The 23,862-nt window shown below is 36.9% G+C and carries 19 protein-coding genes and 1 riboswitch; of the genes, 12 read left to right on the top strand and 7 right to left on the bottom strand.

Annotation, left to right across the window (positions count from 1 at the left end; genetic code table 11):
* The first annotated feature begins 23 nt into the window (after positions 1–23).
* A complete protein-coding gene (locus KS419_RS07610; protein ID WP_217065560.1) occupies positions 24–2,246 on the top strand; it encodes an alpha-galactosidase in 2,223 nt (740 codons plus the stop codon).
* A 34-nt stretch (positions 2,247–2,280) separates the two neighbouring features.
* Here KS419_RS07610 and KS419_RS07605 read toward each other — a convergent pair whose 3' ends face one another.
* Positions 2,281–3,192 (bottom strand): AraC family transcriptional regulator, encoded by a 912-nt coding sequence (locus KS419_RS07605; RefSeq protein WP_217065558.1) that lies wholly within the window; start codon positions 3,190–3,192, stop codon positions 2,281–2,283.
* 210 nt (positions 3,193–3,402) lie between these two features.
* On the opposite strand from KS419_RS07605, the gene KS419_RS07600 reads away from it, so the two are divergent.
* From KS419_RS07600 to KS419_RS07590, 3 genes are all read left to right on the top strand, one after another.
* Positions 3,403–4,428, top strand: coding sequence for a LacI family DNA-binding transcriptional regulator (locus KS419_RS07600; protein ID WP_217065556.1), 1,026 nt, complete (start codon positions 3,403–3,405; stop codon positions 4,426–4,428).
* A gap of 305 nt (positions 4,429–4,733) precedes the next feature.
* The gene (locus KS419_RS07595; RefSeq protein WP_246593706.1) at positions 4,734–6,839 is read left to right on the top strand and encodes a glycoside hydrolase family 36 protein; all 2,106 of its coding nucleotides are present in this window, start codon (positions 4,734–4,736) and stop codon (positions 6,837–6,839) included.
* Between the two features lie 113 nt (positions 6,840–6,952).
* Entirely contained in the window at positions 6,953–7,540 is a 588-nt protein-coding gene (locus KS419_RS07590; protein WP_217065554.1) for a GNAT family N-acetyltransferase, read from the top strand.
* A 333-nt stretch (positions 7,541–7,873) separates the two neighbouring features.
* Here the strand turns inward: KS419_RS07590 and KS419_RS07585 are convergent, their stop codons facing one another.
* From KS419_RS07585 to KS419_RS25165, 3 genes are all read right to left on the bottom strand, one after another.
* On the bottom strand, positions 7,874–8,947 hold the full coding sequence (locus tag KS419_RS07585; RefSeq protein ID WP_217065552.1) for a GGDEF domain-containing protein: 1,074 nt from the start codon (positions 8,945–8,947) through the stop codon (positions 7,874–7,876).
* A gap of 120 nt (positions 8,948–9,067) precedes the next feature.
* Entirely contained in the window at positions 9,068–9,166 is a 99-nt protein-coding gene (locus KS419_RS25170; protein ID WP_343215037.1) for a DUF771 domain-containing protein, read from the bottom strand.
* Between the two features lie 307 nt (positions 9,167–9,473).
* Positions 9,474–11,657 carry a muramidase family protein gene (locus tag KS419_RS25165; protein WP_217065550.1) on the bottom strand — a complete coding sequence of 728 codons (2,184 nt, stop codon included), beginning with the start codon at positions 11,655–11,657 and terminating at the stop codon, positions 9,474–9,476.
* A gap of 307 nt (positions 11,658–11,964) precedes the next feature.
* On the opposite strand from KS419_RS25165, the gene KS419_RS07570 reads away from it, so the two are divergent.
* Positions 11,965–14,217, top strand: coding sequence for a bifunctional diguanylate cyclase/phosphodiesterase (locus KS419_RS07570; protein ID WP_217065549.1), 2,253 nt, complete (start codon positions 11,965–11,967; stop codon positions 14,215–14,217).
* Between the two features lie 353 nt (positions 14,218–14,570).
* Here KS419_RS07570 and KS419_RS07565 read toward each other — a convergent pair whose 3' ends face one another.
* From KS419_RS07565 to KS419_RS07555, 3 genes are all read right to left on the bottom strand, one after another.
* Positions 14,571–16,997, bottom strand: a complete 2,427-nt coding sequence (locus KS419_RS07565) for a sensor domain-containing protein (RefSeq protein ID WP_217065547.1) — start codon at positions 16,995–16,997, stop codon at positions 14,571–14,573.
* 298 nt (positions 16,998–17,295) lie between these two features.
* On the bottom strand, positions 17,296–18,432 hold the full coding sequence (locus KS419_RS25620; protein ID WP_217065545.1) for a glucosaminidase domain and LysM peptidoglycan-binding domain-containing protein: 1,137 nt from the start codon (positions 18,430–18,432) through the stop codon (positions 17,296–17,298).
* A gap of 488 nt (positions 18,433–18,920) precedes the next feature.
* Positions 18,921–19,274 (bottom strand): DUF192 domain-containing protein, encoded by a 354-nt coding sequence (locus tag KS419_RS07555; RefSeq protein WP_217065542.1) that lies wholly within the window; start codon positions 19,272–19,274, stop codon positions 18,921–18,923.
* A gap of 309 nt (positions 19,275–19,583) precedes the next feature.
* Positions 19,584–19,667, top strand: a riboswitch (cyclic di-GMP riboswitch).
* A gap of 83 nt (positions 19,668–19,750) precedes the next feature.
* Here KS419_RS07555 and KS419_RS07550 point away from each other — a divergent pair.
* The 7 genes from KS419_RS07550 to KS419_RS07520 all read left to right on the top strand — a co-directional run bounded on the left by KS419_RS07550 (position 19,751) and on the right by KS419_RS07520 (position 23,773).
* Positions 19,751–19,918, top strand: a complete 168-nt coding sequence (locus tag KS419_RS07550; protein WP_217065540.1) for a Flp family type IVb pilin — start codon at positions 19,751–19,753, stop codon at positions 19,916–19,918.
* Positions 19,919–19,974: 56 nt separating this feature from the next.
* The gene (locus tag KS419_RS07545; protein WP_246593705.1) at positions 19,975–20,142 is read left to right on the top strand and encodes a Flp family type IVb pilin; all 168 of its coding nucleotides are present in this window, start codon (positions 19,975–19,977) and stop codon (positions 20,140–20,142) included.
* Positions 20,143–20,215: 73 nt separating this feature from the next.
* A complete protein-coding gene (locus KS419_RS07540; protein ID WP_246593704.1) occupies positions 20,216–20,707 on the top strand; it encodes an A24 family peptidase in 492 nt (163 codons plus the stop codon).
* Positions 20,704–21,087, top strand: a complete 384-nt coding sequence (locus KS419_RS07535) for a TadE/TadG family type IV pilus assembly protein (RefSeq protein ID WP_217065539.1) — start codon at positions 20,704–20,706, stop codon at positions 21,085–21,087. The genes KS419_RS07540 and KS419_RS07535 overlap by 4 nt, the downstream gene beginning before the upstream one ends.
* A gap of 2 nt (positions 21,088–21,089) precedes the next feature.
* Complete coding sequence (locus KS419_RS07530) at positions 21,090–21,986, top strand: TadE/TadG family type IV pilus assembly protein (protein WP_217065537.1); 897 nt, start codon at positions 21,090–21,092, stop codon at positions 21,984–21,986.
* A gap of 39 nt (positions 21,987–22,025) precedes the next feature.
* Positions 22,026–22,580, top strand: a complete 555-nt coding sequence (gene cpaB, locus KS419_RS07525; protein ID WP_217065536.1) for a Flp pilus assembly protein CpaB — start codon at positions 22,026–22,028, stop codon at positions 22,578–22,580.
* Positions 22,577–23,773: a CpaE/TadZ family protein gene (locus KS419_RS07520; RefSeq protein ID WP_217065535.1), complete on the top strand. Its 1,197-nt coding sequence runs from the start codon at positions 22,577–22,579 to the stop codon at positions 23,771–23,773. Before cpaB ends, KS419_RS07520 begins: the two co-directional genes overlap by 4 nt.
* Positions 23,774–23,862 lie beyond the last annotated feature (89 nt).

The raw sequence follows: 23,862 nt of genomic DNA, 5'->3' as shown, positions 1-23,862 counted from the left end.
CGATTCAAGACAGGAGGTAAACTATGGCTATAGTATTTCATGAAGAATCGAAAGAGTTTCATATTTATAACAATGAAGTTAGTTATATCATAAAAATCTTAGAAAACAATCAACTTGGAAATTTGTATTATGGAAAGAGATTACGTGATCGAAATACTTTTGCACATCTGCTACAAGGAGACCTAAAACCCTTGAGCGCATATGTATTCGAGAATGACTACAAATTATCACTTCAACATACAAAGCAAGAATATCCATCGTATGGGACTACCGATTTTAGGTATCCTGCATTTGAAATTAAACAAGAAAATGGAAGCAGAGTAACCAATTTTGAATATCACTCCCATAAAATATTTGCGGGGAAGAAAAAGCTAGATGGTTTACCGGCAACATATGTAGAGGAGCAAACGGAAGCAACAACACTTGAAATTACCTTGTATGATAGCCTAATTAATACAGAAATAGTTCTTAGCTATAGCATCTATGAAAACAGGCCGGTTATTACTAGAAATACAAGATTTATTCATAAAGGGAACAGTAAAGTCATTCTTACGAGAACAATGAGTGCCGCAGTGGACTTACCAGACAGTGATTTTGAAATGGTGCACCTAGCAGGAGCGTGGAGTAGAGAACGACATGTGAAAGTGAGAAAATTAGAACAAGGTACTCAAGGAATTCACAGCATGACGGGAACAAGTAGCGCAGATCATAATCCTTTCATTGCTTTAAAAAGGCCTAATACTGACGAAACCAATGGTGAAGTTTATGGATTCAGTTTTATTTATAGCGGTAATCATTTGGAACAAGTAGAGGTGGATACATTTGATCGAACGAGAGTTCTTATAGGTATACATCCAGATACCTTTGAATGGCCTCTAGAGGATGGGGAAGAATTCCAAACACCTGAAGTGGTAATGGTGTATTCTTCGCAAGGATTAAACAAAATGAGCCAGTCTTTTCATAACTTATATCGTTCAAGGTTAGCTCGAGGCTATTGGCGTGAAAAACCGAGACCAACGGTAATTAATAATTGGGAAGCGACAGAAATGGATTTTACAGTGGAGAAAATTCTAAGTATAGCTAGTGCAGGAAAAGAATTAGGTGCGGAACTATTTGTGTTGGATGATGGTTGGTTTGGGAGTCGTAACCATGATAAAGCTGGATTAGGAGACTGGTATGTAACCAATTTTAATAAACTACCAGAAGGTATTACTGGACTAGCGAATAAAGTAGATGAGATGGGATTAAAATTTGGTCTATGGTTTGAACCGGAGATGGTAAACAAGGATAGTGACTTATACCGTAACCACCCAGATTGGATTATTTCGACTCCGAACCGACGTTCGTCTCCTTCTCGTAATCAATATGTATTAGATTTTTCGAGAAAAGAAGTGGTTGATTATATCTATGGATTAATGGAAAAAGTCTTAAGTGAATCAAAAATTTCTTATGTGAAATGGGATATGAACAGATATATCACAGAGTGTTTTTCAAATGATAAAACAGCGGAGGATCAAGGGAAGACATTTCATAAATATGTACTTGGTGTGTATTCTTTATATGAAAGGTTAATTGCAAGGTTTCCATATATTTTGTTTGAATCATGCTCGAGTGGTGGAGCAAGGTTTGATCCAGGTATACTATATTACGCTCCACAAGGATGGACTAGTGATGATACGGATGCGGTTGAACGTTTAAAAATACAATATGGTACTTCTTTTGTTTACCCCGTAAGTAGTATGGGAGCACACGTGTCTGCAGTTCCAAATCATCAAGTTGGTAGAATAACCCCAATCGAAACGAGAGCAAATGTGGCCTATTTTGGTGCTTTTGGGTATGAGATGGACTTGAATACATTATCAGTTGAAGAAAAAGAAAAAGTGAAAGATCAAATAGAATTTTATAAGTCCCATAGAGAACTGTTAATGAATGGCACCTTCTACCGACATTTAAGCCCTTTTGAAGGGCAAGTAACCGCCTGGAGTGTTGTTGCCGAAGACAAGTCAAAGGCAATCGTTGGGTACTATAAAGTGTTAAATGTACCTAACGACAGTTGGAAACGTCTAAAACTACAAGGTTTAGATCCTAACAAACAATATAGTTTGAATGGGAATCCTAGCCGTATCCACTATGGAGATGAACTAATGCAAGTAGGGATTATTATTGAGGATAAAGATTTTTGTGCAAACGCCGGTGATTTCTCTTCTGCCATATTTGTTCTAAAAGAGATTGAGGCATTGAACTAAAACTGAAAACCCAAAATTGATGTAGAACGCGTTATTATTGTTCTACATCAATTTTTTGGGATTTATCGTTCGAAAATACGGGATCCTGATGTTGTTTCCGGTACGTCTTTGGGCTCATCTTATAATAACTTTTAAAAACCTTAGAAAAGGTTAATGCGTTGTGATAACCGACATTTGCAGCAATTTCATTAACTAGTAAGTCTGTTGTTTTCAAGAGAGTACATGCCTTTTCAAGTCTATATTTAACTAAATATTCTTGTGGAGATTCTTTTAAGCTTTTCTTGAAAATAGTAGTTAAGTAACTTCGATTGATTCCAATATAATCTGCTATATCAATAACTTTTATGTTTCTCTCATAATTATGAGAGATAAAATCAAGAGCGTGCTCAACATAAACATGAAAAGGATAATCATAGACTTCGGGATTTTGAGAGTTACTTTTCTTATCCGTCTTTTCTTGTATTAGAGCAGAAAGAAACATAAAGAGATAACCTTCTCGTTTAAGTTCATTGGAATACGTAAGTTTGCTCGCATTTAACATTCCATTTACATAGTGTATTAAGGTTTCACCACAGTCAAATTTACTGACACGATTTTCTTCAGTAAAGGAAGCGTTTATTAAAGACGTTTCTGCTTTTATACCGTCAAATCCAATCCACAAATATGTCCACGGGTCATATTTGTCTGCCTCATAATATGTAGTTTCGGAAGGGTAGATTAAGAAAGCCTCATTTTCACCAATATGATAAGTCTTTCCATCTGCTTTAAATATACCTTTCCCTTTAATAACGTAATGTAATAAATACTCATTACGACTTATTGGGCCATAAGAGTGATTGGGATCGCATTCTTCTATTCCACAATAACACAGGTATAAATCATAAGAATTTTTTTTCAAATATTCTAAACATTTATATCGCGCGGAATTAGTAAATTTGGTCTTCATTTACATTTCTCCCTAGAGAATTTTAAGTAAATTATACCATAAACGTGTTCTTATATGTGATGTAGAGTTTCTCTTAAAAAAACAGTAAATTTATGATAAGAAACAAAGAAAATGTAGAACATTTGGATATATTGGAAATTATTATTTAATTCTTTTTACCTACATGATACTATTAAGTAAAGTTTACTAAATAATGAGGTGTGCTGGATGGTGACCATAAACGATATTGCAAAAGCTGCAAAGGTTTCTACCGCTACCGTTTCAAGGGTTCTTAACAACGATAAGAATATGAGCGTATCAACGGAAACACGTCAGCGAATATTGGACTTAGCAAAACAACTGGAATATGTACCGATTAGAAAAAGAAAATCACAACGAGTAAACCAGAAAGTGAAAAAAAATATTGGTATTTTAATGTATTGTTCTCAACAATATGAGTGGGAAGATATTTATTTTATGTCCATACGTAAAGGGATTGAAAAGGAATGTAATCGTAAAGGAATCTCTATTCGAAAAATCATTCATCTTGGCGATGGCAAGATAGGTGACGAAAATGAACTAAGGGAATTAGATGGTGTCATATTTGTTGGTGGACCAGATGAAAATGAGGAAAGAGAGTTATATGAGTTGTTCGGTTCGTATATTGTTTATATAAATAATCTTTCCAATAATGGTGAATTCGATAGTGTTGGAATTGATTACTACAATGCAACCCAAAATGCACTAAACTATTTGTTTTCATTAGGGCATCAGCAAATTGGTTATATAGGTGGTATTGAGCATCGTGGGCAATCAGGTCCTGAAATAGCAAATCCAAGAAAAAATGTTTTCCAGGAAACGATGAACGAAAATAATCTTTATAACCCTGATCATGTACATTTATCAGAAGGCTTTCTCATTAATGATGGTTATGAAAGTATGAAAAATGTATTGCAAAAAGAATCAATACCAACCGCTTTTTTTATTGCAAGTGACGCTATGGCCATTGGTGCAATACGTGCCATTCATGAAGATGGGTTAAATGTACCTAGTGATATTAGTATCGTCAGCTTTAATGACATTGATATAGCACAGTATACTCAACCGTCGCTAACTACCGTTAGGGTTTACACAGAAGAAATGGGGAGGTATGCGGTGAATATGCTATTAGACCGCTTTGAAGGTAGGGAAATTCCGGTAAATGTGTTATTTCCATCAAAACTAATAATTAGAGAAAGTGCAGTAAGTTTAGGTTAGTTAAAATTTACATTAAAGGAAAGCAGAAAAAAATACAGGTGGAATGGGATCATCTTTAATCAGATGGATTGATAACCAATGAGAGAAGCGGTTCCAAAATTTTATAAAGAATATGGAATCCACTTGTCCATTTATGTATTGTAAACCATCCATTCTAGCTGACTTCTGTGTTTTCGTACGGAGTCAGCTATTTTTTTGATAATAATATGTCTACTAATTTATATACGTTGGTATTTAAGGAACAGGGACGAGTGACAGACGATGGACCGCTGGAGCAGTAAAAGGATAAATTGGGAGTGGAACTCATGACAGAGCGAATTACCATTTATGAAAACGAGCTATATTTAGTAATGGAGATTAGTAGTGATAAAGATATTAGACTGTTACATTTTGGAACTCAACCTTTTATAGAAGAGAAAGAATGGAATGATAATAAAAGGAGTAAATTTAGACTAATCGAACTTCACTTATCAGGTGAAAATCAAAATGATCATCATGGATCAAAACATACTGGTACTAATCCAGGTAACCGATTAACATTTTCTAATTGGTCTGATGGACGGAATGACCAAGGGCGGAAGATAGAGATTTACCTTATTGACGAATTAACTAACCTGGATGTGACTTACCATATACAATTTTTTGACAAAGTTCCAATGATCAGAAGTTGGTCAGTAGTTACAAATTCTGGCTCGAAGCCATTAGGGTTAGAGTATATATCCTCGTTTGCATTAACCGGTATTGATAAAGAAGGATTAAGTACACGTGATGATAAAGTTAGACTTCATATACCCCATAATACATGGTTTGGTGAAGCGCAGTGGAAAGAATATACATTACCGGAATTAGGATTTCATTCCGTTAATGAGTTTTCAATGAAACGAATCGCTTACAGTAGTACGGGGACATGGTCAACATCTGAGTATGCCCCAATGGCAGTGTTTGAAAATAAAGAAGTAGGAACAAGTTTAGTTTGGCAAATTGAACATCATGGATCATGGCACTGGGAAATCAGTGATAGGAAGGAGTTATTATATTTACAGTTAAGCGGACCTACAGAAGCGGAAAATCAATGGTGGAAGTCTCTTCATCCTGAAGAAAGTTTTGAAACAGTACCTGTTGCAATTGGAGTGGTTGAGGGAGGGTTAGAAGAAAGTGTAAACGCAATAAATCAATATCGACGAAGAATTCGTCGTGCGAATAAAGACAACGAAACTCTACCTGTTATTTTCAATGATTATATGAATTGCCTGTTCGGCGATCCTACGACGGAAAAAATTCTTCCACTAATCGATGCAGCAGCTCGGGCTGGTTGTGAAATCTATTGTATTGATTCTGGGTGGTATTCGGATGGAGAATGGTGGGATGGTGTAGGGGAATGGCTACCTTCAAAAGTACGCTTTCCTAATGGTATTCACGAAGTAATGGATTATATCCGACACAAAGGGATGATTCCAGGGTTATGGCTCGAAATAGAGGTTATGGGTATTAACTCTAATATAGCTTCCAAGGTTCCTGATGATTGGTTTTTTCTTCGGCATGGAAAAAGGGTAATAGATCACTCGAGATATCAGTTGGATTTTAGGAATCCTGATGTAATAGATTTTGCTAATAAGGTAATAGACCGCTTAGTTTCTGACTATGGTGTTGGATATATTAAGATGGACTATAATATAAACGCGGGCGTCGGAACGGAAAGGAACTCTGATAGTTTTGGTGATGGATTGTTAGAACATAATAGAGCATATCTGAAATGGCTTGATGAACTATTTATGAAGTATCCAGATTTAATTATTGAAAACTGTGGCAGTGGCGGAATGAGAATGGATTATGCCCTTTTAAGCAGACATAGTATTCAATCAACAAGTGATCAAACTGAATATGTGAAAAATGGTGTGATTGCTGCCGCTTCCTCTTCATTAGTTACCCCTGAACAATGTGCTGTTTGGTCGTATCCACTTCAAGATGGCGATGAGGAAGAAGTGATTTTTAACATGATTAATGCTATTCTCTTACGGATTCATCAAAGTGGACATTTGGCTGAAATTTCAGAAGACAGATTTAAACTCGTTTCAGAAGCTATTAGTTATTATAAAACCATTCGCGAACACATTCCTAAATCCAAATCCCTATGGCCTTTAGGTATGCCATCTTTTTATTCCGGCTGGAATTCAGTTGGGCTTGTATTCGAAAATAAATATTATTTGGCGGTTTGGAGAATGAATAGTGATAGTCATGTTATCTCGATCCCATTAAAGGATTTGATGGGAGAGGATGTCAAGGTAGATCTAGCATATCCTCGAAACGGTAATTCAGCTTGGCGTTGGAATAAAGCGAATGGGGAACTATCTGTTTCTATGAAAAATAGATTTACTGCGAGGTTGTTTGAAATAGAAAAACTTTCTAATTAGGTAGATAGAGACCAACTATTTCTACAATATTGCGGTCGGGAAGAGGCTATCTATTATTAATATGGTAAAATTAGTTAAAGAGAGCTTCAATAAACGGGAGAGAGGTAGAGGATATGGGGGAGAACGGAGTTGTTATCAGGCCGGAAAAGGATAGCGACTATACTGACATTGCATCATTGGTTATGGAATCCTTTCAAAAAGGCACAGAGTACTCAGATGGCACGAATATTATCGCTTTTATTAATGAAATAAGGGCTGGGCGCTACTACATTCCTGATCTGTCATTTGTTGCAGAGCTTGATGGGAGTATTGTCGGACATTTTTTATTTTCTCATTTCCCCTTGGGAAGAACATTTGAAGCAGGTAATTATGATAAAGATATTGTAAAAACGGATATTGTGATGCTGGCACCGGTGGCAGTGAACGCAAACTATTTTAGACGAGGTATTGGAAAAGAGATGCTGCTGCTTGGGATGAAAGAAGTCAGAAAGCAGGGCTATCGTGCCGTGACAGTAGAAGGTAATCCGGATTTTTACAACAAAGTAGGGTTTGTAACCTCCAGCAGATACGGAATTTTACCTTCTGAAAACTGTGTATTCCCGCAGCAACACCCAGATTGTATGATGGTACAGGAAATGTATGAAGGCGCTTTAGATAAAATAACCGGATATATTGATTACTCAATGTATGAGAATGCGTAATCTCGTCATTTAAAGTGCCTGACCCCCGGCACGGTAAAGTATCACCGTATTGGGGGGCAGGCACCTTTTTCCAAACAACTATTAAGAGACGATTATGCTTTATGTAATCGTCTTTCTTCTACATAGAGATAATAATTCTCTATAGACTTATTTTACATAGATTTCGATCAAATAGTTGCTTCGACTGAAGAATTTAACGGCAAGCTGTCAAGAAAATTCCAGCCTTTTGTCTAATTCAAGAAAGTATCTATTCATTTTAATCTCAACAATATTCAAAACACTAAAACCGACACACTCAATGAGTAGTCGGCTCTTTCTAAATTGAAAAAAGTGTTAATGGGAATCTGGATCTTCGTATATTGTTACTTGATTTCTACCATTTTGTTTTGATGTATAGAGTGCTAAGTCAGCGCGATTAATTAAAGATGAAATATTATCACCTTTTTGAAATTGTGTAATGCCAAAACTAGCTGTCACAGTGTTTACATATTGAAAGTGATGTTTTTCCGTTTTCTCTCTTAATTTTTCTGCTAATTCTTTTGCTTGATTTTTATCTTTCTTTGGACAGAGGATTAAGAACTCTTCTCCTCCCCACCTTCCAAAGTGTTCGTTATCAGTTACAATATTTTGGACAATTCTTGAAAACTCTATTAACACATGGTCTCCAGCCATATGACCATATTTGTCATTTATCTTCTTAAAATTATCTATATCGAAAATAATGACTGAGGAACCATTTTGGAAATTCTTTTTATTACTTATTTCAGTATTAATTAAATCGTATAGTTTTCTTCGATTATAAATTTCGGTTAGTAAATCTGTATAAGCCATTTTTTCAAAATCTCTGGATTTATTATAGGACTCCACAATACTAAGTAGGACATACAGTGCAACAATGATAACAAGGTTAGACAAATATAGGTGTATTAGAGTGAAGTTATCTCCAATGTTTTCTATAGAATAAAATGAATAGACAAAAATTCCTACGGTAATGGAAAGAGCGTAAAGGATAAAAGACACTATTAATGCCTTAGTATGTCTAAATATTAGAAAAATGAAGATATAAAAAATTGGATACCAAAAAACATATATGTCTATCACGTTGTAATCAGTTAAGAAAATACCGTCTGACAATAATAAGTAAAATCTAACATTATGATAGATAATCAAAAAAATAAAAGTAATTAGTTCAAATAAGGGTATTAGGCGATTGAAAAAAAGGGTAACACCTAAAAAAATAATTAGCCAAATTACCAGTGCAAGCAGACTATAATATTGCATAGGAGCTACTGAATCATGTAGTAATCCAGATATAGTAGCAAGGATAATTATTGGAATTGTTGCTAAGTAAATTTTCTTCTTAATGTTATTGAAAGTATTTTGTTTAGTTGCTAATATCCTTCCCATGCCAACCCTCCTTTAAGGGTTAGTTTAACAAATTTTACATGTAAGTGAAATTAAACAAAATAAGGTAAAAATGCGGTTTACTTAACACTTGTACGTTAAGGAAAAAAACGTTCAATATTCTCATCCAAAAAATTTTGCCATTCCTACAGCATGAAATGACCAAGTCTGTCCTTTGGATTTAGGGTAGAAAACAAATTCACCATTTTCTGAATCAAGGATTTCCTCAAATTTCGTTCAATGGAGGATGTTCTCTTTGATTCAGCACGATTTCCGATTTACTTTTTGTTCAAGTTCATTCATAGACCAAAAAAGATGTATTTCCACATGTGGATTAACAATTAATCAGCTGAAACTATGCCTTATCGGTCCGAAGTGAAAAATTTCGAAGGTCGCAAATAGCTGCATTTTCTACCAAATGGATTAATAGTGCTTCGGCGGTAAAAATACATTTATAACTAATTAAGTTGTTATAGCCCTTTTGACCCTTTCAAGTTGTTATCCTTTTCAGGCAAGGCTAAAATCGTGCCTAACGTATGATTCTTCCTGCTGCAATCTCAATTTGACGTTGCATAGAATCTTGGATTTGACCATCGCTATGCCTTTGGCTGTTGAGGAAGTGAATACAGAAGTGACCGTTGTAATTATTATCTCGGATGACTTGATCTCCATGTGGCATCGAGTGCATCGCAGCTGCTAATTTTCTGCCGTCCACTTCAACGATAATGGCACGGGGAGTCCACGAATAATTCCCTCCCCAGATTTCTTGCATAATTTGAGCGTCCCTCGCAGTTAGAGGTTCACTGTCAGCGTGATTTCCTCCCATAGTGTGCTTAACTTGAAACTGTCTACCGGTTTGAAAATCCGTAATCGTAGCGACCTTTCCAGTTGAAAACACGTATCTTGCTTCTGTCCACCAATCTAAAACCTCACCATGCCTAGCAGAAACAACAGGTCGAACAGGTACGTTGTATTGGGGAACTTGAATGACCTGGCCAACACTTAAGAAACTTCTTTCAGTCAAATTGTTATGTCTCAGTAAATCTTGATAAGGGACTCCGTATTGTTGACTTAAGTTCCACATGTTGTCGCCTGAACGAATCGTGTGTTGAACATTTGTAATTGTTACAGGAGCAAGAGAGCCATTCTGAGTTGGTGCTGGTGCGGTAGAACTAGTTGGAGCATTCAATCCACTTGGAATGCTCAGTGTTTGCCCTATCTGTAAGATATCCGTTCTTAAATTATTAGCTGTTCGAATAGCATCAACCGTTACTCCATGGCGTTGGGCGATGGTTGAGAGATTATCTCCTGATACGACACGATAAGTAAACGCTGTTCGTTCTTCGGTTGGTGCCGTTGGTACTGGTTGAACGGTACTTGAGTTACTAGTCGGGATAGTAAGTCGCTGGCCTATTCGAAGCGTATCCGAACTTAAATTATTTGCTACTCGTAACGCATCAACTGTTGTATCGTATCGGTTTGCAATTCCCCAAAGGCTATCTCCTGAAACCACTGTATGAGAACTAACCGTTGGAGCTAGAGCAGGACTACCATTTTCAGTCGTAGCACCAGTTGGTATCGTTAATGTTTGTCCAACTCGAATGATATCAGAAGTTAAATTGTTGGTACTCCTTAGAGCTGCAACTGTTGTTCCATATTTCTCTGCAATGATAGATAGACTGTCACCTGTAATAACTGTGTACGTGGAAGGCGTGCGATCTGGTTCAGGAGTTGACTTAACTAAATCTGTATTACCGTTTGGAATGACAAGACGTTGTCCAACTTGTAACACATCTGTCGTCAAACTATTTGCTTCTCGAATAGCATTCACTGTCGTTCCGAAACGCTGAGCGATTACTGACAAATTATCTCCCGCTACTACGCTATAAACAGAATTGATAATCTGGGCCGAAGGAGTAGTAGTTCCCTCTCCTGATGATGGAATGGTTAACGTTTGTCCCACTCGGATTACATCTGATGTTAAGTTATTAGTGGTTCGAATGGATGCGGCAGTTGTGCTGAATCGTTGTGCGATAACAGTTAAACTATCTCCTGATACAACAGTGTAGGTTACTGATATTGAAGGAGAAGGCGTTATAGTATTCGTTTTAGGAGGTGGTGTTGTAGTTGTTTGTCCGATGACGGCGGGGATAACCAATACTTGACCAACTCGAATTGTATCAGAAGTTAACTTGTTTGCTTCTCTTATGAATGTAGCTGAAGTATTGTAATCTCGAGCAATGACAGATAAAGAATCCCCTGTTCTAACCGTGTGAAAAACTCTAGGTATGATAAGGGGTTGGTTTAGTTGTAATGTATCTGTCGTTAATTTATTCGCTTTTCTTATATTGTCCACCGTCGTATTAAATTCTCTTGAAACAGTCCATAAGGAATCCCCTGGAGCAACTTTGTAGTGAATAGAAGATGCTTGTTGTGTTCCTGTTGCAGAAGCTTCTGCCGTATTAGCGCTTGTTGCGAACGGGATCGAAGTGATTAACATACCACCGACCAGCACTTTAATAACGGTTACCTTTGCTTTTGGATAATAAGTTTCGATTAATAACCTTGAGGAATAAAGAATGTCGCGTCTTTGTTGAGGCTCTTTGCCAAGTTCACTAGCGAACTCCGTCCATTGATCATCCATGTGAAGGACAAGGGCAAATTCATTTTCACTGTTTTGGAGTCTCTGTAACTCAAACCTACTAAAATTCATGTTGTATTAACTCCTTTTTAAATATGATTTGGGTAGCCATGTTGGAACATATGTATTAGTTTTCTTCCAAAACATTAAATAATACAGGATTTTTAATCCTTATAAGATAGGTTCGATTGCAGACAACGAAATAAATCCATAGCTTTGGTCGAAAGGAATAATAAACGCAGATAATTGGAAAATTAACCGTACAACTATTGGTGCAATATAAGAATGTACTAGACGTGGCAATCAACCAATCAATTCAGACCTAACACGGCAACTGAGGTAAAAATGTTTTCAGGAGTTTCTAAGAAGAGGTGTTTTTTTGAAATATACAGGAAGAGTATTAACTTCATTAACTACGATTTTAATTACATTAGGATGGACTGTATACCTATTAATTACGGGAAAGGCCTCAGATTACCATTATGAGACGTTTATATTGCTCATAATAATTCAGCCCCTCGTTTGGTGGTTAGGGAAACAGTATGATAAGGCTCAATTTTACCAAAAAACTTTAGAGTCCAATAAAAAGGAATTAGATGATGTAATTAATAGCGTTGATATATTTTTTTGGTCAGTAAATCCAAAAACCGGGGAAGCATGGATCTCATCGGGAGTAGAAAGACTCTATGGTTATACCGCAGAAGAATTTGCCAATAATCCAGCTTTATGGAAAGCGGATATTCATCCCGATGACATAGAAATTTCCCTGCAAATGGAACGCGCCATGAAATATGGAAAAGAGCTTGAGGTGGAGTACCGAATCGTTAGATCAGATGGGGAGCAACGCTGGATTTTAGATAAATGTTTCCCTACCTATAATATACAGGGAGATTTCATCCTGTCCCATGGGTTTGTGTTAGATATTACTGAAAGAAAAATGCTGGAATTAGATTTGAAGGAGACAAAAAGTGAATTTCAAACCATATTAGATAATATTAATGCATGTATATACAAGGCTGATAACAATCTAAACACAATTTATAGCTCCAAAAGTACGATAAATGTATTCGGTGTCCCTCAAGAGGAATTTCTTTGGAATGCTTCCTTTTTGAAAAAAGTTATTTATCCAGAAGACTATGAGAATCTTACCGCTGATATTAACGCCCTGCTTCGTGGCCACTATCGACAAATAGAATACAGAATCATCCGGCCAGATAATGGTGAAATGAGATGGATTGAAGACCGTTGTACCCCTGTTTTTAACGATAGTGAGGAGTTAGTTGGATTTCACGGGGTAGCTATAGACATTACGAAACGAAAAGAAGCAGAAGAAAAAGTAAAACATCTTGCTAATCATGATGCGTTAACGGGGTTGCCTAACAGATTAATGTTTCATCAACAACTGCAAAAAGGACTGGCCAGAAGTAAACGGAATAAGGAAAAGCTTGGAGTTATGTTTATCGATTTAGATAGATTTAAATTTGTGAACGATACGATGGGACATGGAGCAGGGGATAATTTATTAATGCAAGTTAGTGCCAGACTTGTAAAGTGTGTTCGTGAAGGAGACGTGGTTGCCCGCCAAGGGGGAGATGAATTTATTATTTTAGTGGAAAAAACTAAAGAGAGGGAAGTAAGTATAACTGCGAAAAGGATTTTAGAGCTATTTTCTTTTCCCTTTACATTAAATGAAGACGAATTCTATATCTCTCCAAGCATTGGTATCAGCGTTTTTCCAAAGGATGGAGAAGATGTAGAGACACTGATGAAAAACGCTGATAAGGCCATGTATTTGGCAAAGGGACAGGGGAAAAACAATTATCAGTTTTATGTTCACGAAGATGAATCCATTCTTTCTAGAAAAATAAAATTGGAGCGAGGATTAAAAAGAGCCCTTGTGAACAAAGAGCTAGAGCTCCACTATCAGCCGAAAGTTGTGTTAAACTCCGGGGATATATATGGTGTGGAGGCCCTGCTCCGTTGGAATCACCCAGAATTAGGGAGAATTCCACCAACCGAATTCATTCCCATTGCTGAGGAGATTGGCATGATTATTCCCATTGGTAAATGGGTTCTTGAAGAGGCATGTATTCAAAATAAAATCTGGCAGGATCTCGGAATAAAGATTATGATGAACGTGAACATTTCTAGTATTCAATTTGAAGACAGTCACTTTGTGGACAAAGTAAAAATAGCATTAGCAGCAAGTCAGATGCCCCCTAAGTATTTAGGGTTAGAAATTACAGAAAGCGTGATGCAAAACATTAACCGAACCTATGCTATCCTTGAGGAACTAAAAGCTGTTGGCGTAAAGGTGGCCATAGATGATTTCGGTACAGGGTATTCCTCATTAAGTGTGTTAAATAATTTACCTATTGATTTAGTAAAAATAGATAAGTCCTTTGTTAATGAAATATTAACTAATTCCAATACAGCATCGTTAGTAAAAACAATGGTTCAGATGGGAGAGAATATAGATTTCGACTTGGTTGCGGAAGGGATAGAGGAACAAGAGCAGGTAGCATTTTTAGTGGGAAATGGTTGTAAGTTTGGTCAAGGATACTTCTTCAGCCCCCCATTACCAGTATCAGAAGTAGAATCTTTACTAATAGGTAAAGTTGAGAAAACGTAGGGGGAAGCGTGGGAAATCTTGTGCTTCTTAATTTAGGAACTGCCGCGCCAGGCCGATCAAAAAATACACCGGTTGGTGACACCTACAAACTAACGTGCGCTTATTTTGAACAAGAAAAATAATTAAAACAAAGTCATTAGTTGCGTAGACAACGATTTTAATTGCGGGACTTGCTGCTAAAAAGGGCATACTCTTACCCAATCATCCTGCCATTTATCAGCTCTGTGCTAGTACCAAGAGTTAGAGGAAACATAGCACGCTGACAGAGAGACAGTGATTTGACTCTTGTCTTACCCATCATTTTTCTTAAATTAACCTAATTCTCACACAATCAGAATCCTTTTTTCTTTTTACTAGGAGGACGGCTTGTAATAGTAGGTGGTAATAAATGCTGGTAAATCTTCTCTGTTGAGTGGCTTGCTTATGTAATAACCTTGTAAAATATCGCAACCAGAAGTTGCGAGGAGATCCCACTGCTCACACTTTTCTACTCCTTCTGCAATGACTTTCAAATTTAAGTTATGACCTAGTGTAATAATGGTGGAGATAATCCCTTTGTCCGAATAGATGTCTTTCACGAAGGATTGGTCGATTTTTAAATGGTTGATAGGAAACTGTTTCAAGTAATTTAAAGAACTGTAGCCTTTTCCAAAGTCATCAATGGCAATTTGAACGCCAAGATGGGTAATGGTCCTAAGAATGTTAACGGCTGCTTCTGCATCCATGGCTATGGATTCCGTTATTTCTAGCTGCAAGTATCTAGGCTCTAACTTTGACTCCTGTAAAATGGTCGTGAGCTTCTCCACGAAGTTGCTGTGGTAAAATTGACGAATGGATATATTTACAGAAATTACCATCGGTGGGAGGCCCATGTCTTGCCATTTTTTATTTTGTAGGCAAGCCGTTTTTAGAACCCACTCTCCAATAGGCACGATGAGACCTGTTTCCTCGGCGATAGTGATGAACTCCCCTGGTGAAACCATACCTTGTTCCTTGCTATTCCATCGAACCAATGCTTCCACGCCACAAATGGTATTAGTCTTAATATCGATTTGTGGCTGATAGACAAGGAGAAATTCATCTCTCTCGAGGGCACGATGGAGCAAAGTTTCCATTTTTAAATTATTATTGGTAATGGTCTGAATATTATCGTTGTACTGCTGGTAATTGTTTTTTCCTTGTCTTTTCGCATGATACATGGCATTGTCAGCTTTTTTAATAAGTGTGTTCACATCTTCTCCATGAGTGGGATAAAAGCTGACCCCGATACTTGCCGTAACAACTGCTTCAAATTCTTCTAAATTATAGGGAGCTGATACCCTTTTAATCAGCTTTTCTGCAAGCTTTAGACTGGCAGTTTCCGTACTCTCATGGATAAGGATAATAAATTCATCCCCGCCGTAGCGATAAACCTTCCCATTTTCCTCGACGGTCTCCTTTAAACGTAAGGAAACCTGCTGTAATAATAAATCACCTAAATTGTGACCTAAGTAATCATTTACAAATTTAAAACGATCCAAATCGAGGAAGAGAAGGGAGAAGGTGTTATTTCCCTTTTGACTTTTCTTTATTTTTTCCTTCATATCCTTATAGAAGAGTCGTTGGTTTGGTAGCCCTGTTAAATAATCGTGAAAGGCCATATGGTGTATTTTCGCCTCAATAGCCTTTTTCTCTGTAATATCCTTAGCGATACAATGGATACCCGTAATTTTTTGGTCCACATAAATGGGAATAGCGGTAATGTGAAGATATACCCGTTCTCCCTGTTTATTAGTGATAATTGTTTCGTATTGTTGAGGCTTTCCTTCTTTTACTTTGGAAAACCGGTCATAGATTTTTTCCTTTTCTTCTGTCACAACGATTGGTAAAAAGGAGTTTCCTATCAATTCTTTAGTAGTATACCCAGAAAGTAGTTCTGTTGCTTGGTTCATATACTGAAAGTTTCCATCTAAATCGAAACTAAGGATAGCATCAATATTATAATCGAATAAGGAACGGTAGCGTTGTTCGTTTTCTTTTAAGTTTCTCGCTGTTTCTTTTACTAGTGTAATGTCTCGCGCAATCCCAATGACTCCGGAGATTTTCCTCTGTATAACAACGGGCACAGCTGTAATATCTAAATTCAGCATTTGATGGTCTTTAGTAAAAACAATTACTTCAAACTGTGTTGTATTTCCTTGTATTACTTGCCTAAATTCTTTTATGGTCTTTTCTAAATCCTCAGGAAAAACCAGATCTTCGTACCTCATGTTCATTAGCTCCTGTAGGGAGTACTTTATTTTTTTTTCTCCTGCAGTGTTTATGTTTGAAAACTTCCCTATGGAATCTAACATAAAAATGATATCTGGGTTGTAATTGAATAGGGAATGAAACTGCTGGAGGGTTGTTTCGAGCAACTTTTCCGTTTTCTTTCGAGTGGTAATGTCACGCACTGTCGATAGGACGTATTGCCTATTCTCACTCAAAGTGATGAGGCGACTGCTCACCTCTACAGGAATCTGCTTTCCGTATTTCGACACATGGTACGATTCTACAGTTACTTTTTTTCCTTCTAGAAATTCCTCCTTTTCCTTCCCATAGGCCAAGACTTGTAAGTAATTGGGATCAATAATGTCCATTGGTGATAGGGTAAGGAATTCAGCACGGCTGTAACCGAGTTGTTCACAGGCAGCTTTATTAACCTCCGTAAAATGGTCCATTTCCATGTTTTCATTTAACGCAGTTATATAGAGGGCTTCATTTATATTTTCAATGATTGTAATTAAATCGCTCTTCTTCATGGATGCTTGTCACCACCTGAGACCATTGAATTAACGTTCATATCATAGACTAATTTGTATTGTGGATTTGCTGTATCATTATTAGAATACCTGTTTTAAAGATAAATTATGTACATAACATCGATTTTAAATATAGTTTAAGTGGCAATCTATGGAGTAGAATTTCCAGTTCTATTTGATAACTTTATGGTGTACAAATGATCAAATTGGGCTCTAAAATAGAAAGAAGATAGCCCAACAAAGGCTATCTTCTTTCTAACTAGGCAATATGGAAGAGATGGAGAAAGGGTAAATGGAACTACCTTTTCTTTGGACCGCCACCATTAGCGCCACTATTACTATTTCCGCCATTATTGTTACCATTTCCTCTTGTTTTTTCAACCACTGGCTCTTCTATTAATTCTTCTACAACGACAGGTTGAGGTACAATAACCGGTTCTTCTTTTATTGGTTCAGGTTCTGTTGGTATAACAGGTTCCGTAACGATTGGTTCTAAAACAGGTTGTTTAACAGGAATGGTTAAAACTTGTCCGATAAATAACATGTCAGAGGTTAAATTGTTAGCAGATTTTATAGCGTCCACAGTCGTTCCATATTGAAGAGATATTCTCCATAATGTATCACCTGAAACTACGGTGTGATACACACCTGTGATCGGAGTCTCATCCTCTTTTTTATCATGCTCGATTACATCGTGACGGTATAAATCCCATTGATCCATGAGTTTACCGACGACATTTCGATAATAATCTCCACCTAAGTGATTGTATCCAGCGTTTGCAATCTCATATAGATATTCCTTGGACGCATCTTTCACAACCCAACCGTTTGCAATTCTATCTTGATAATTTTTGATTGCAAAACCATAGCGCTGGTTCACTAATAGAGTACCAGTTAAGAATTGAACAGAATGCTCATAAGAATTGAATTTACGATACCAATTATCTCTTCTTTGTGTTTCATCAAAAAGGATGCGATCCGTTCCGTAGTTTGCAATTACAGGTATAGCTCTATCAAAATCTTCATCAGGCTGTCCTTTTAACTGCCATGCATTAGCTGGGTTAAATCCCCACACTTTAATGCCGAAAAGGTTGTTTGCAAAATGGGCTGTTCTTGTTGTTCCATAACCACTTTCAATAATAGACATACCGATAATCGCACTTGCCGGTATTCCATATTGTGTGCTTGCCTGAATTCCGTATTCCGTAATTTGATTAACAAAGTTTTCTTTTTCTTGTTCCGTAGGGGCTTGAATTCTACCTAAATATGCATGAGAATTTCTCCCTAATTCTGTATCTTCAAATGGAAGAGGGCGAAACAGACTAGAAGCCTCCACCTCTGTTGTTTGTCCATGCACAATGAAAGAAGACTGGAAAACTCCTAAACTAAGAAAAGCAGCTATGATAGCAGAAACTATTATTCTATTAATTAACATATAAATACTCCTTTCAAGATGTGATAAAAGTTTGTTGTCTGTTGGACAAACAAGAGATACACGCTAAAAAGAAGCGCTAAGGTTAATTATAATTATTTAATAGAAATTGCCTAGTAGTGAAAAATTGGAAGTTTTATAAATTGGGAGTTTCAGAGGGACGAGGGGACAGGCGGTTCCATTGGATTGTAGAGTGGGTTGGGACAAATAACCTAAGTCCCTTGTTTATTTCTGGAGAGGTATAAAAGTGGATGTGTTTAAAACGAAGACAATAAAATAGTACTAAGGTACATTCATCAAAATGCGTTAAATGAAGGAGGAGTAAAAAGTATTTTGAATAATCAATGGGAAGTATTAATGAGTATTTAAATAAAGTGTGAAGTTCACGGATATTGATAGGGGCTTGAATTTATTGTCTACTAATAGTTAAATGACGGGGAGGGACGAGTGGACAAGGCACGGCGAGGTGGGACCGTGATGTCCCCTCGTCCTTACATGGGTTGTAAACAAACCTGGTCACAAGGTTTTAACTCAAATTTTTCTATTGTTCCTATGGGCAGTTCTAAAGCCGAGTGTGCCCCTTTTACCGGGGGAATAATTGTCCATGGTTGAACATTTGGAAATACCTTTATAATTTTTAAATCTTTATTAATGAAAACAACATCAATGGAAATGAACATAAAGAACATATGAATTGAATTGCAAGGGATTATCCAAATTCCTTCATTTTCAAGGGGGATTTTACGAAACATCAAACCTTTAAATCGAGAGGAAAATGAATCGTATTTATCAATCAGCACGTGCTCATTATTATCACTTTTGATATTTGACAATAATAAAAACAAAATAGATCACCCCGATCTCGTATTCCTTCATTCTGTGATGTATATCCACTACTAATTTTTAAAAAAAACACCTCTCGAATATTATTGGTAATTTGTGCAAAACATACACAGCTCAGCTCCTGAAACTCAGCATAACTCTTTGTTTAACCGCCACTTAGGAGATAGCAAGTCCTCAGTCAAGTACTCTCTTTTACCAAGATCATGTAGTGCATACATTATTTAACCATTGTTGTAAACGAATGTGGAATGCTATTATGACATTACAAACAACGACAATCTTCGACAAATCGTTTACGCCGTTGTTTTAAAAAAAGTAAAAGGCAAACCATTAGGAAACTATGGGACGCAAAGCTAGAGGGGCTAATCGAACTGATTTGCCAGCCAGTTGCCGGAATAGTGATCACTTTACTATTCGTCGGGTTTCTCGGGTTTAGTATTTTTTTATACAAAAAAAAAAAGAAAAAGGTGGTCACAACATGAGCGAATTAAAACGTTTTATCAGTGAAGAAGAAGGACAAGGGATGACTGAGTATGGTCTAATCCTTGGAGTGATTGCAATCGGAGCTGTTGCAGCATTTACAGCATTCGGTGGGGCATTAATTGACAAAGTAAATGAAGTTAGACAATCTGTGTTCGGTAATTAATCAGAATATTCACAAATAATATAATATAAAAAATAAAAATATAGGTGGTATATATAATGAACGAATTAAAAAAGTTTATTAAAGAAGAAGAAGGACAAGGGATGACTGAGTATGGTCTAATCCTTGGAGTGATTGCAATCGGAGCTGTTGCAGCATTTACAGCATTCGGTGGAGCGTTAATTGACAAAGTAAATGAAGTTAGACAATCTGTGTTCGGTAATTAATTCGAAAAAATCCTGCTTTCATTTCATATAGAAAGTAGGATTTTTTTTAGCAAAGAAAACTGAGGTGATCATCATGACCATTGTAATCTTATTCTTGGCCCTTGCGATTTCACTAGTTACAGACTTAAAAAGGAGAAAAATCCTCAATATTGTTACGTTCCCAGCGATGATCGCCGGACTAACAATTAATACTTTTTTACTTGGCTGGGACGGGTTATTGTTTAGCACATTAGGATTAATCACTGGTTTTGCTCTATTAGTCATTCCGTACGCTTTAGGGGGCATGGCAGCGGGTGATGTAAAACTATTAATGGCCATCGGTGCATTAAAAGGAGCCGTCTTTGTTTTTGGTTCCTTTTTATATATTGCAATTATTGGTGGAATGATTGCGTTCCTTATTTTACTAGTGAAAAAAGAATTGTTGCATTCAATGAAACGAATTATTTTCTCAGCGCAGCTTAAAACATTACAAGGTTTAAATAAAAATGAAATGCACCATGCGTTTCCTTATGGTGTAGCGATCGTACTAGGAACGGTGTGTTATACGGGGGTGACGTTCCTATGATTAAATCAGAAAAAGGACAAGCGACTGTAGAGTTAGCGTTAACCTTAACGATTCTTATGCTTTTTATCTTTCTGATTATTGATTTTGGTCGGATCTTTCATACGTATTTAACTCTAGAACATGCGAGTCGTGAAGGTGCGAGGTTAGCAAGTGTAGGAGCGACAGATGATGAAGTTGTCCAACGAATTCGAACGAATACAATTTCTCTTAATAGTAATCAGCTTACAATTACTCAAGCACCGAACAGAGTAAATCGTACGAGGGGTACGTATGTCACCGTTCAACTGACATATCCAATAACGGTTTCTATTCCTTTGATAAAAAGTGTCTTACCAGATCCGATTATTTTACATGCTGAAACGGTGATGAGGGTGGAATGAGCATGATGAGTAAATCATTTCTTAAAAACGAAGATGGTTCAGTTATTGTCATCGTTGCTTTTTGTATGTCCATCTTTATTGCCTGCACGGCATTGGTTGTTGACTTTGGCTCATTGTATCTCGAGAAAAGCCGTTTGCAAAAAATCGTCGATGCCGCGGTATTAGCAGGAGCTCAGGAGTTACCGAGTAACAGGAATAGAGCAGTGCAAGAGATAAATAAAACTATCTTGGCGAATAACGGAGACCTAGATGATTTTCATATCTCACTTTCCAATAACAATACAGTAGTAGAGGTAATTGGCAATAAAAAAGGAACACTCTTTTTTGCGAAAGCGCTAGGAATTACCGAACCGAAGATCGAAGCAAAGGCAAGAATTCAGCTGGAGGCATTAATTGCAGGAACTGGTGCGATACCTTTAGGGGTTCAACCGACATCGAATCTCTCGTTTGGGATGTTACAAACGTTAATGGTAACTGATAGTACGAATGGTAACTTCGGAGCAGTTGCTTTAACCGGTTCCGGAGCTAGCAGCTTTGAAGCTGATTTTACAAATGGCTATACACACGAATTGAGTGTTAACACCGTGCTAAGAACAGAAACAGGACAGATGGCCGGTCCAACATCAAGAGCGGTAAGCTCACGTATTAGTAAGTGCTCAAACGCTACTTACTTAAATTACCCCAAAAATTGTCCAAGAGTAGTGCTCTTGCCGGTTATTGAACCAATTTCCAACAGGGAAGTACGAGTTGTTGGGTTTGCCACATTTTTTTTAGAAAATGTGTCTTCAAATAATCAAGGTGCTGCCGTTACAGGTCGTTTTATTGAAATGACCTATCCAGGAACAACTGGTGTAACTCAAACGAGTTTTGGGACATTTGGCTATCGCATTAATCAGTAAAAGTTAAGCTACATTATTATAAGATGATAGGTGATACTAATGACCACGAAAAAGATATGGATATTAGCAGTCTTGTTCGGAACGTTTATGTCATTGTTTGTATATGTACTAACCGCTAGCAGTGATAATAGCAGTGATGTGACAACTTATTCTGAGCTTGAAACTGATGAGATAGAAGCAACACTTATTGAGGAGAATAATAAAGAAATGTTGGAAATTGAATCAGGGAAAAGGGCAATCACGATTCCAGTAGATGAGGTCCAAAGTGTTGCAGGTTTAATTACCCCAGGTTCTTACGTTGATGTTATCTCGATTTTACCAATTCCAGTGGGGGAGGAAACGACTTCACGAATATTATTGCATGGTGTAAAAGTATTAGCAGTTGATAAAACGGTTGTAGTGGAAGAAGACCAACAAAATGTGCCTTACGATAAGATTACACTTGAAGTTACTCCAGAAGAAGGTGTTACGCTCGCTTTTGCAAAAGAGGCCGGTGTGATTACGTTGATGTTAATAGGCGTGGATGATGAGGGCAAAGACCAGCTTGTGGAGGTTTCCTTCGAAGATTTAGTTAAAGGAAAGGTGCCAAAATGAGATTGAATTATTTTATTCTTTCTGAAAAACAAATGTACTCTACTGCTATTAAATTAATGTTTGACGACTTGAAAAAAAGCAGTAGAATCTTTGATATTTTTACAGAGTTAAAAACATCTCTTGAACATGTAAAAGGAACTGTTGTTGTAATTGGTCCAAATTCAATGCACAACCCGTATGATATTTGCCAAGAAATATCACATACGTACCCATTAACGTCTGTAGTCTTGTTATTGAAGAAAAGCGATATAGACTATAAAAAAGCAATGTATGCAGGAGCGATTGATGTTTTAGACATTGAATGTGATGAAGAAGAAGTGATTGAAGCAATTCAAAAAGCTGAGACTGTTACTCGCCTTAAAATGGAAGCAGAGTATGGTGACAGCATAGACAAACAAGCGAAGATTATTACGGTATGTAGTTCAAAGGGTGGAGTTGGAAAATCAACGATTAGTGTCAATACAGCTGTTGCTCTAAGGAAAGACAATTTAAAAGTTGCTGTCCTTGACCTTGATTTACAATTTGGAGATATTGCCTTGCTATTTGACCAACAACCGATACAAACAATTTACGATTGGGTAAAGGGCTCTTATGAACATGGAGATAAGTCTTTTAAACCTTACTTATTGAAGCATAAATCGGGAGTTGACATTATGGCAGCACCGCTCCTCCCAGAATTTGCAGAATTAATTAAAGGTGAGCATATCGCCTATTTGTTAGATGCAATGAAAGAAGAGTTCGACTACATTGTTGTTGATACACCGCCTGCATTCGTGGAAACAAGTTTAGTTGCTTTAGAGAACTCTGACGTCATTCTCTTGATTGCATCATTAGATTTACCTGCATTAAAAAATGGTAAGTTGGCCATTGAAACCTTAAGTTTACTTGGTTTTAAAGATAAAATTCAGGTCATTTTGAACAGGGATACTGAAATGGAAGGAATGACCAAAGAAACGGTTGAGGATGTTTTAGGGTTGGCTATTCATGGGACCATTCCAAGTGATTATCGAACGGTTATTTCATCGATTAATAAAGGGGAACCATTTGTGGAAATGTCTACGAGAACTCCGGTGGCTAAGGCTGTCTTGAAAATTGTGAAGGGAATAATTCATTCGTTTTCATTAGAAGAACAGGAGACAAAGAATAAAACAGAGAAAGAAACGACTAGGAAAAAGAAATTCTTTTTCTTATAGTGACTTTCTTTGTATTGGCCCTGAAGGAACTAGATGTAGTTGCGTTAAAAAAGATTCACCATTGACTCGATTTAAGATAATTATGATGT

Origin of the sequence: Evansella tamaricis, from assembly GCF_019042215.1 — a bacterium.
GTDB classification, from domain to species: Bacteria; Bacillota; Bacilli; order Bacillales; family Salisediminibacteriaceae; genus Evansella; species Evansella tamaricis.
The sequence above is the reverse complement of the archived record's forward strand: the minus strand, read 5'-3'. Positions and strand labels throughout refer to the sequence as shown.

Excerpts from the sequence above, each read along its gene's own strand:
- KS419_RS07610 (WP_217065560.1), top strand. The coding sequence starts at position 24 with ATGGCTATAGTATTTCATGAAGAATCGAAAGAGTTTCATATTTATAAC.
- KS419_RS07605 (WP_217065558.1), bottom strand. The coding sequence starts at position 3,192 with ATGAAGACCAAATTTACTAATTCCGCGCGATATAAATGTTTAGAATAT.
- KS419_RS07595 (WP_246593706.1), top strand. The coding sequence starts at position 4,734 with ATGACAGAGCGAATTACCATTTATGAAAACGAGCTATATTTAGTAATG.
- KS419_RS07590 (WP_217065554.1), top strand. The coding sequence starts at position 6,953 with ATGGGGGAGAACGGAGTTGTTATCAGGCCGGAAAAGGATAGCGACTAT.
- KS419_RS07585 (WP_217065552.1), bottom strand. The coding sequence starts at position 8,947 with ATGGGAAGGATATTAGCAACTAAACAAAATACTTTCAATAACATTAAG.
- KS419_RS25165 (WP_217065550.1), bottom strand. The coding sequence starts at position 11,657 with ATGAATTTTAGTAGGTTTGAGTTACAGAGACTCCAAAACAGTGAAAAT.
- KS419_RS07565 (WP_217065547.1), bottom strand. The coding sequence starts at position 16,997 with ATGAAGAAGAGCGATTTAATTACAATCATTGAAAATATAAATGAAGCC.
- KS419_RS25620 (WP_217065545.1), bottom strand. The coding sequence starts at position 18,432 with ATGTTAATTAATAGAATAATAGTTTCTGCTATCATAGCTGCTTTTCTT.
- KS419_RS07550 (WP_217065540.1), top strand. The coding sequence starts at position 19,751 with ATGAGCGAATTAAAACGTTTTATCAGTGAAGAAGAAGGACAAGGGATG.
- KS419_RS07545 (WP_246593705.1), top strand. The coding sequence starts at position 19,975 with ATGAACGAATTAAAAAAGTTTATTAAAGAAGAAGAAGGACAAGGGATG.
- KS419_RS07540 (WP_246593704.1), top strand. The coding sequence starts at position 20,216 with ATGACCATTGTAATCTTATTCTTGGCCCTTGCGATTTCACTAGTTACA.
- KS419_RS07535 (WP_217065539.1), top strand. The coding sequence starts at position 20,704 with ATGATTAAATCAGAAAAAGGACAAGCGACTGTAGAGTTAGCGTTAACC.
- KS419_RS07530 (WP_217065537.1), top strand. The coding sequence starts at position 21,090 with ATGATGAGTAAATCATTTCTTAAAAACGAAGATGGTTCAGTTATTGTC.
- cpaB (WP_217065536.1), top strand. The coding sequence starts at position 22,026 with ATGACCACGAAAAAGATATGGATATTAGCAGTCTTGTTCGGAACGTTT.
- KS419_RS07520 (WP_217065535.1), top strand. The coding sequence starts at position 22,577 with ATGAGATTGAATTATTTTATTCTTTCTGAAAAACAAATGTACTCTACT.